At 66.8% G+C, this 8,015-nt stretch carries 6 protein-coding genes and 3 pseudogenes; 6 read left to right on the top strand and 3 right to left on the bottom strand.

Annotated elements, in window-relative coordinates; genetic code table 11:
• The first annotated feature begins 24 nt into the window (after nucleotides 1–24).
• From fusA to SYNGFB01_RS11590, 5 genes and pseudogenes are all read left to right on the top strand, one after another.
• Entirely contained in the window at nucleotides 25–2,100 is a 2,076-nt protein-coding gene (gene fusA / locus SYNGFB01_RS11570; RefSeq protein WP_048018158.1) for an elongation factor G, read from the top strand.
• A 39-nt stretch (nucleotides 2,101–2,139) separates the two neighbouring features.
• The gene (tuf, locus tag SYNGFB01_RS11575; RefSeq protein ID WP_048018159.1) at nucleotides 2,140–3,339 is read left to right on the top strand and encodes an elongation factor Tu; all 1,200 of its coding nucleotides are present in this window, start codon (nucleotides 2,140–2,142) and stop codon (nucleotides 3,337–3,339) included.
• 146 nt (nucleotides 3,340–3,485) lie between these two features.
• Complete coding sequence (gene rpsJ / locus SYNGFB01_RS11580; protein WP_006910513.1) at nucleotides 3,486–3,806, top strand: 30S ribosomal protein S10; 321 nt, start codon at nucleotides 3,486–3,488, stop codon at nucleotides 3,804–3,806.
• 60 nt (nucleotides 3,807–3,866) lie between these two features.
• Nucleotides 3,867–4,514 (top strand): LON peptidase substrate-binding domain-containing protein, encoded by a 648-nt coding sequence (locus SYNGFB01_RS11585; RefSeq protein ID WP_048018160.1) that lies wholly within the window; start codon nucleotides 3,867–3,869, stop codon nucleotides 4,512–4,514.
• A 26-nt stretch (nucleotides 4,515–4,540) separates the two neighbouring features.
• Nucleotides 4,541–5,444, top strand: a pseudogene (locus SYNGFB01_RS11590) (methyltransferase domain-containing protein).
• On the opposite strand, the gene pheA reads toward SYNGFB01_RS11590, so the two are convergent.
• The gene (gene pheA, locus SYNGFB01_RS11595; protein ID WP_048018164.1) at nucleotides 5,428–6,255 is read right to left on the bottom strand and encodes a prephenate dehydratase; all 828 of its coding nucleotides are present in this window, start codon (nucleotides 6,253–6,255) and stop codon (nucleotides 5,428–5,430) included. The pseudogene SYNGFB01_RS11590 and the gene pheA sit on opposite strands and share 17 nt — an antisense overlap.
• A 68-nt stretch (nucleotides 6,256–6,323) precedes the next feature.
• On the opposite strand from pheA, the gene SYNGFB01_RS11600 reads away from it, so the two are divergent.
• A complete protein-coding gene (locus SYNGFB01_RS11600; protein WP_048018161.1) occupies nucleotides 6,324–6,845 on the top strand; it encodes a DUF1997 domain-containing protein in 522 nt (173 codons plus the stop codon).
• 50 nt (nucleotides 6,846–6,895) lie between these two features.
• Here SYNGFB01_RS11600 and SYNGFB01_RS13450 read toward each other — a convergent pair.
• Both SYNGFB01_RS13450 and SYNGFB01_RS14730 read right to left on the bottom strand, forming a co-directional pair.
• Nucleotides 6,896–7,477: pseudogene (locus SYNGFB01_RS13450) on the bottom strand (ribonuclease HII); the annotation flags it as partial.
• A pseudogene (locus tag SYNGFB01_RS14730) lies at nucleotides 7,474–8,015 on the bottom strand (ribonuclease E); the annotation flags it as partial. The pseudogenes SYNGFB01_RS14730 and SYNGFB01_RS13450, both read right to left, overlap by 4 nt.

Raw genomic sequence — 8,015 nt, forward strand, 5'->3', positions numbered from 1 at the left:
GTAGACCCTTCGGAGAGATTCCCTGTGGCCCGCGCCTTTCCACTGGAACGCGTCAGGAATATCGGCATCGCCGCTCACATCGACGCGGGCAAAACCACCACCACCGAACGCATCCTCTTCTATTCGGGTGTGGTGCACAAAATGGGTGAGGTGCACGATGGTGCCGCCGTCACCGACTGGATGGAGCAGGAGCGCGAGCGCGGCATCACCATCACCGCGGCCGCCATCTCCACCAGCTGGAAGGATCACCGCATCAACATCATCGACACCCCAGGCCACGTCGACTTCACCATCGAGGTGGAGCGCTCGATGCGGGTGCTGGATGGCGTGATCGCGGTGTTCTGTGCCGTGGGCGGCGTTCAGCCCCAGTCGGAAACGGTGTGGCGCCAGGCGGATCGCTACAACGTGCCCCGCATGGTGTTCGTCAACAAGATGGACCGCACCGGGGCCGATTTCCTGAAGGTGTACGGCCAGATCAAGGATCGCCTCAAGGCCAAGGCTGTGCCGATCCAGCTGCCCATCGGCGCTGAAGGCGAACTGAGCGGCATTGTGGATCTGGTGAAGAACCGCGCCTTCATCTACAAGGATGATCTGGNCAAGGACATCGAGGAGACCGATGTGCCTGCCGCCATGGCCGACCAGGTGGAGGAGTGGCGCGCGGTGCTGATGGAGGCGGTCGCCGAAACCGATGAGGCTCTGATCGAGGAATTCCTCGACAAGGGTGAGCTCAGCGAGGCCCAGCTGCGTCAGGGCATTCGCGAAGGCGTGCTCAAGCATGGTCTGGTGCCGATGCTCTGCGGCTCCGCCTTCAAGAACAAGGGCGTGCAGCTGCTGCTCGACGCGGTGGTGGATTACCTGCCCGCTCCCGTGGATATCCCACCCATTCAGGGTGTTCTTCCCGACGGCAGCGAAGCCCTGCGTCCCTCCGACGACAGCGCTCCGTTCAGCGCTCTGGCCTTCAAGGTGATGGCCGACCCCTTCGGCAAGCTCACCTTCGTGCGCATCTATTCCGGGGTGCTGCAGAAGGGCAGCTACGTGCTCAACTCCACCAAGGACAAGAAGGAACGCATCTCCCGCCTGATCGTGCTCAAGGCCGACGAACGGGAAGAAGTGGATGAACTGCGCGCCGGCGATCTGGGCGCCGTGCTCGGCCTGAAGGACACCACCACCGGTGACACCCTCTGCACCGACAGCGATCCGATCATCCTGGAATCGCTCTACATCCCAGAACCCGTGATCTCGGTGGCCGTGGAGCCCAAGACCAAGGGCGACATGGAGAAGCTTTCCAAGGCCCTCACCTCCCTTTCCGAGGAAGACCCCACCTTCCGGGTCTCCACCGATCCCGAAACCAATCAGACGGTGATCGCCGGAATGGGCGAACTCCACCTGGAAATCCTGGTGGATCGCATGCTGCGTGAGTTCAAGGTGGAGGCCAACATCGGCGCTCCTCAGGTGTCCTACCGGGAGACCATTCGCGGCAGCGCCAAGGGCGAAGGCAAGTTCGCCCGCCAGACGGGCGGCAAGGGCCAGTACGGCCACGTGGTGATCGAGATGGAGCCCGGCGAACCGGGTTCAGGGTTCGAATTCGTCAACAAGATCGTTGGCGGTGTCGTTCCCAAGGAGTACATCGGTCCGGCAGAAGCCGGCATGAAGGAGACCTGCGAATCCGGCGTGATCGCGGGTTACCCGATGATCGATGTGAAGGTCACCATGGTCGACGGTTCGTATCACGACGTCGACTCCTCGGAGATGGCGTTCAAGATCGCCGGCTCCATGGCCTTCAAGGACGGCGTCAAGAAGTGCAATCCTGTGCTGCTTGAGCCCATGATGAAGGTGGAGGTCGAGATTCCCGAGGATTTCCTCGGCTCGATCATCGGCGACCTCTCCTCCCGCCGTGGCCAGGTGGAGGGTCAGTCCGTCGACGACGGAACCTCCAAGGTCCAGGCCAAGGTGCCTCTGGCCGAGATGTTCGGCTACGCCACCCAGCTCCGATCCATGACCCAGGGTCGGGGTATCTTCTCGATGGAATTCAGCCACTACGAGGAAGTTCCTCGCAACGTGGCCGAGGCCATCATCTCCAAGAATCAGGGCAAATCCTGATCTTTCCCATACCCATCCAACCCCCGATTCTTTCCATCCATGGCTCGCGAGAAGTTCGAAAGGAACAAGCCCCACGTCAACATCGGCACAATCGGCCACGTTGACCACGGCAAGACCACCCTCACCGCCGCCATCACCAACGTGCTGGCCAAGAAGGGTATGGCGAAAGCCCAGGCCTACGACCAGATCGACGGTGCTCCCGAAGAGCGTGAGCGCGGCATCACCATCAACACCGCCCACGTTGAGTACGAGACCGACAAGCGCCACTACGCCCACGTGGACTGTCCCGGCCACGCGGACTACGTGAAGAACATGATCACCGGTGCCGCCCAGATGGATGGCGCCATCCTGGTCGTGGCCGCCACCGACGGCCCGATGGCCCAGACCAAGGAGCACATCCTGCTGGCCAAGCAGGTGGGTGTGCCCGCCCTGGTGGTTGCCCTCAACAAGTGCGACATGGTCGACGACGAGGAGATCCTCGAACTGGTCGAACTCGAAGTGCGCGAGCTGCTCTCCAGCTACGACTTCCCCGGTGATGACATCCCCGTGGTGAAGGTGTCCGGCCTGAAGGCTCTCGAGGGCGACCCCGAGTGGGAGGCCAAGATCGAGGAGCTGATGGATGCCGTCGACAGCTCCATCCCCGAGCCCGAGCGCGAGGTCGACAAGCCCTTCCTGATGGCCGTTGAGGATGTGTTCTCGATCACCGGTCGCGGCACCGTTGCCACCGGCCGGATCGAGCGCGGCAAGGTCAAAGTGGGCGAGGAGATCGAGATCGTCGGCATCAAGGACACCCGCAAGACCACCGTCACCGGGGTTGAGATGTTCCGCAAGCTGCTCGACGAGGGCATGGCCGGCGACAACGTGGGTCTGCTACTGCGCGGCATCCAGAAGGAGGACATCGAGCGCGGCATGGTGCTCGTGAAACCCGGCTCGATCACCCCCCACACCAAGTTCGAGGGTGAGGTGTACGTGCTCAAGAAGGAGGAAGGCGGTCGTCACACCCCCTTCTTCGCCGGCTACCGCCCGCAGTTCTACATCCGCACCACGGATGTGACCGGCCAGATCACCGCCTTCACCTCCGACGACGGCGCCAACGTGGAGATGGTGATGCCGGGCGACCGCATCAAGATGACCGGTGAGCTGATCTGCCCCGTGGCCATCGAACAGGGCATGCGCTTCGCCATCCGCGAAGGCGGCCGCACCATCGGTGCCGGCGTGGTGTCCAAGATCATCGAGTGATCCCTCCCCGGATCTCGCCTTGATCTAGGTTGCGGGGGTGGGGCTTCGGCCCCGCCCCCTCATCATCCGCAGCTCCAGAACCTCGACAACCGACGGCCCGTCAGGCGCCGCTCCACCACCCTCAGGGCCTGCGCCCATCCGCTCCCATGTCCACCGCCATCGCCCAGCAGAAGATCCGCATCCGCCTCAAGGCGTTCGACCGCCGCATGCTGGATCTGTCCTGCGAGAAAATCATCGAGACGGCCGACCACACCGCTGCCACCGCGATCGGCCCGATCCCCCTGCCCACCAAGCGCAAGATCTACTGCGTGCTGCGCTCGCCCCATGTCGACAAGGACTCCCGCGAGCACTTCGAGACCCGCACCCACCGCCGCATCATCGACATCTACAGCCCGTCGGCCAAGACGATCGATGCGCTGATGAAGCTCGATCTGCCCAGCGGCGTGGACATCGAGGTGAAGCTCTGATCCAACCCGGCGCCGCGGGGGCAGCCTTTCTAGGATCTGAGCACCTCTCCTGATCAAGCCATGGGTGAACTGGCCGTTCGGGAGCTGCCCCTGTTTCCCCTGCCGGATGTGGTGCTCTTCCCTCAGGAAGTGCTGCCGCTGCACATCTTCGAGCCGCGCTACAGGATGCTGCTGCGCACGGTGATGGACGAGGACCGTCGCTTCGGCGTGGTGCGCTGGGATCCCCAGCAGCAACGCATGGCCGATGTGGGTTGCTGCGCGGAGATCATCCACTGCCAGACCCAGGATGACGATCGCAGCAACATCGTCACGATGGGTCAGCAACGCTTCCGCGTGCTCGACATCGTGCGCGAGGCGCCGTTCCGGGTCGGCCTGGTGAGCTGGGTCGAGGATGAGCCCAACAGCGACGCCGAGGCGCTCACCGAGCTCGCCGGCGAGGTGCGCACCGCTCTGCGGGACGTGGTGGAGCTCACCGGCAAGCTGATCGGCAAGCCTGCCCACCTGCCCGGAGACCTGCCCGACCTGCCGCGCGAGCTGTCGTTCTGGATCGGTGCCCATCTCGGCGGGCCGGTGGCCGATCATCAGCAGCGGCTCCTGGAACTGACCGACACGGAGCAACGGTTGCGCCAGGAGTACGAGCTGCTCGACCACACCCGCCGCCAGCTGGCTGCTCGCACGGTCCTCAAGGACACCTTCCAACCCCAATAGCCTCCCCCCTCGAGCGAGCCTGCGCCATGAGCCCGATCCGCTGGCCCAGCCGGCGCTATGCGAGTCCCGCCACGGTGGCAGCCGCCTACGACCGCTGGACCCAGGAGCAGCTCCTGGAGCGGCTCTGGGGAGATCACATCCATCTGGGGCACTACGGCGATCCCCCGGGCCGCCCCGGCTCGGTGGACTTCCGCCGCGCCAAGGAGGAGTTCGTGCACCGGCTGGTGGCCTGGAGCGGCCTGGATCAGCTGCCGCCGGGCTCGCGGCTGCTGGATGTGGGCTGCGGCATCGGCGGCAGTGCCCTCATCCTCGCTCGCGATTACGGCTTCGACGTGCTGGGCATCAGCATCAGCGAAGCTCAGATCGCAAGGGCCCGGGCGCTCACTCCGGAGGGGCTGAGCTGCCGGTTCGCCGTGATGGACGCGCTGGCCCTGGATCTGCCCGAAGCCGGCTTCGATGCGGTGTGGAGCGTGGAAGCCTCACCCCACATGCCCGACAAGCAGCGCTACGCCGATGAGCTGCTGCGGGTGCTGAAGCCAGGCGGCAGGCTGGCGGTGGCCGACTGGAACCGGCGGGACCCNNCGACGGGGAACTCAGCCGCCTGGAGCGCTGGGTGATGCGCCGCTTGCTGGACAACTGGGCTCACCCGGAANTTCGCCAGCATCCGCTCGCTGCAGCGCCATCTCGAGACCAGTGAGTGGGCGGGCGNTCTGCGGGTGGAGACCGCCGACTGGACCCTTCAGACCCTGCCCTCCTGGCTCGATTCGATCCTGGAGGGCATCCGGCGCCCGTGGTCGGTGNCTCGGGCTGGGAGCGCAGGGGGTGGCGCAGGGCCTGCGCGAAACACCCACGATCCTGCTGATGCACTGGGCGTTCCGAACCGGCCTGATGCAGTTCGGCGTGTTTCGAGGCGTCAGGCCCGGTTCGTGAGCGGGTAGGCACCGAAGAGGTGCAGATGCTCACAGAGGGGAGTCAGGTCGGCCAGCACCTCATCGAGGGCGGGGCTGCCGGCAGGCAGCTCCAGGTCCACGAAGAAGAGATACTCGCCCATCTCCCGCTTGGAGGGTCGCGATTCGATGCGGCTCATGTTGAGGCCCCTGCGGGCGAAGCAGGCCAGGGCCTCCAGCAGGGCGCCGGGCTGGTTGGAGTGGAGCGAGAAGGCCAGGCTGGCGATCGACCCCTGCTCACCGCGGGGAGCGCGACGCAGCAGCAGAAAGCGGGTGCAGTTGCCCGCCACGTCGTTGATCGGATAGGCCAGCACCTCGAGACCATGCTCCTCTGCGGCCTGCAGGGAGGCCACGGCGGCGCGGAAACGGCTGCCGGCCACCATGCGGGCCGCATCGGCCGTGGAACTGGTGGGCAGTTGCAGGGCATTGGGAAGGTGCTCGCTGAGCCACTGGCTGCACTGCGCCAGAGCCTGGGGGTGGGAGAGCACTTCGCTCACCCCCTCGATCGGGCCGCTGCCGAGCAGCGCATGGCGAATCGGCAGCACCAGGGCACGGCTGATCGTGAGATCGGGATGCTCCCACAGGGCATCGAGGCAGGCGGTGACACCGCCCTCCACGGAGTTCTCCACCGGCACCACCGCCGCCTCGCACAGCCCCTGGGCCAGAGCCTGCACAACGGCGCGGATGCCAAGCTGGGGCACCAGATCGACGCCTGTGAAACCCTCGAGCTCGGCAAGCTCCCGGGCGGCCTGCTCGCCATAGGTGCCCACCGGGCCGAGAAAGGCCAGACGCATCGGTGCCGCCAGCAAGGGATCAGGGCCGGAGACGGCCGATAGGATCATGCCCTGTCGGCCTCCAGGCCATGCCCCTGGCCTTCAGCGCCAGTCAGCAACTGCAACTTCCGGTGCGGGAGCAGCCCGAACGGCTGGCCTCCTACCTGAGGGAGGAGGATCGGGTGGTGAAGGCCCTGCTCGATCCGGCCCAGCTCAGCAGCCTCGGGCCCAGCCGCTACCGCTACGCCGTGACCCACCTGCAGATGTTTCAGCTGCAGATCCATCCGGTGGTTCAGCTCTTCACCCAGGCCTCACCGGGGCGGCTGGTCCTGGAGGCGGTCGACTGCGAGCTGGAGGGTCTCGGTCTGGTGGACGACTTCCAGCTGACCCTGCACTCCTGGTTGGAGGCCCGCCCCGAGGGACTGGAGGGCGAGGCCACCCTGGCGGTGAGCGTGAGCCAGCCCCCGCTTCTCCGGCTGATCCCCAGCGGCGTGCTGGAAGCCACCGGCCGCTCGCTGCTGGCCGGCATCCTGCTGGGCATCAAGGGCCGGGTGGGACAGCAGCTGGTGGGTGACTTCCGGCAGTGGTGCGCCGAGCAGGCAGCGACCTGAGCCCGGANCCTCGACTCACCNAGCCTGCTCAGCCGAGCAACCGGCCCAGAAAACTNGCGCCGGTGCAAGGGCGTGGGGCCCAGCGTGAGCAGGGCCTGGCGGTGCTGCGCCGTGCCGTAGCNGGCGTGGCGCTCCAGGCCGTAGCCGGGGAAGTGTCCGGCCAGGTCCCTGATCAGCCGATCGCGGGCCTGCTTGGCCAGCACGCTGGCGGCGGCGATCGCCGGGCAGGCGCTGTCGCCCGCCACGAGCGTGACCTGCTCGCCGGTCCAGCAGCGCAGCGGCAGCACACCATCCACGATCACCAGCTCGGGCGCGCCAGGCAGCTTCTGCAGAGCGCGGTGCATGGCCCGTTCGGTGGCCGTGCGGATGCCGAGCCTGTCAATTTCCGCCGCCGAGGCCTGACCCAGGGCCCAGGCGCTGGCGGCCTGCTGGATCTGCGGCACCAGGGCCGCCCGGCGGCGGGCCGTGAGCTGCTTGCTGTCGGTGAGGCCCGCAGCCGCGAGGGGATCCAGGGCGGCGGATGGCAGCACCACCGCCGCGGCGAAGACCGGGCCGAACAGGCAGCCACGGCCCACCTCATCCACACCGGCGCAGCGGGCAGGATCTCGGCCCTGCCAGGGATCCACGCTCAGCCTGTCGGGGCGGAGGAACGGCGACGTCGGCGACGGGGCTCCTCGATCTCCGGCTCCACGGCAGCGGCAGCAGCAGGGACCTCGACTGGGACCTCGGCCGGGATGCTGCTGGGCACGATCACGGTGACCACCGGCTCGGGCTCGAGCTGCGGCAGCGGCGTGATCTCCACGGGAGCCGGGGACGCCTCGGAGGTGAGCGGGCCGTCATCGGTCGGAGCCTGGGTGCCAGGCCCGTTCCCGTTGCCACGGCCACCACGACGACGACGGCGCGTGCCGCTGGAAGCCATCTGCTGACGCGCCTCCTCCAGCACCGCCTCGGCGTCCTGACCCGGACGCACCACACGCACGATCACGTTGTCGCCGCTGGGAGGCTCGGTCAGCAGCAATGATGGGCTGAAACCCATCCAGCCATAGACCTGCTCCTGCAGGTCGTCCATGGGCACGGCCACCAGCTCCGGCTCGGCGCGGCGGGACGGGGCCGCTTCGCTCGGCGCGACAGCCGGGAGGGACTCCAGCTCAGCGGCAGCGCTCTCGGGGG

The sequence above is a fragment of the Synechococcus sp. GFB01 genome (assembly GCF_001039265.1).
Taxonomy (GTDB): domain Bacteria; phylum Cyanobacteriota; class Cyanobacteriia; order PCC-6307; family Cyanobiaceae; genus NIES-981.

Bases quoted from the DNA above. Each gene is read 5' to 3' on its own strand.
- tuf (WP_048018159.1), top strand. From the start codon at position 2,140: ATGGCTCGCGAGAAGTTCGAAAGGAACAAGCCCCACGTCAACATCGGC.
- rpsJ (WP_006910513.1), top strand. From the start codon at position 3,486: ATGTCCACCGCCATCGCCCAGCAGAAGATCCGCATCCGCCTCAAGGCG.
- SYNGFB01_RS11585 (WP_048018160.1), top strand. From the start codon at position 3,867: ATGGGTGAACTGGCCGTTCGGGAGCTGCCCCTGTTTCCCCTGCCGGAT.
- pheA (WP_048018164.1), bottom strand. From the start codon at position 6,255: ATGCGTCTGGCCTTTCTCGGCCCGGTGGGCACCTATGGCGAGCAGGCC.
- SYNGFB01_RS11600 (WP_048018161.1), top strand. From the start codon at position 6,324: ATGCCCCTGGCCTTCAGCGCCAGTCAGCAACTGCAACTTCCGGTGCGG.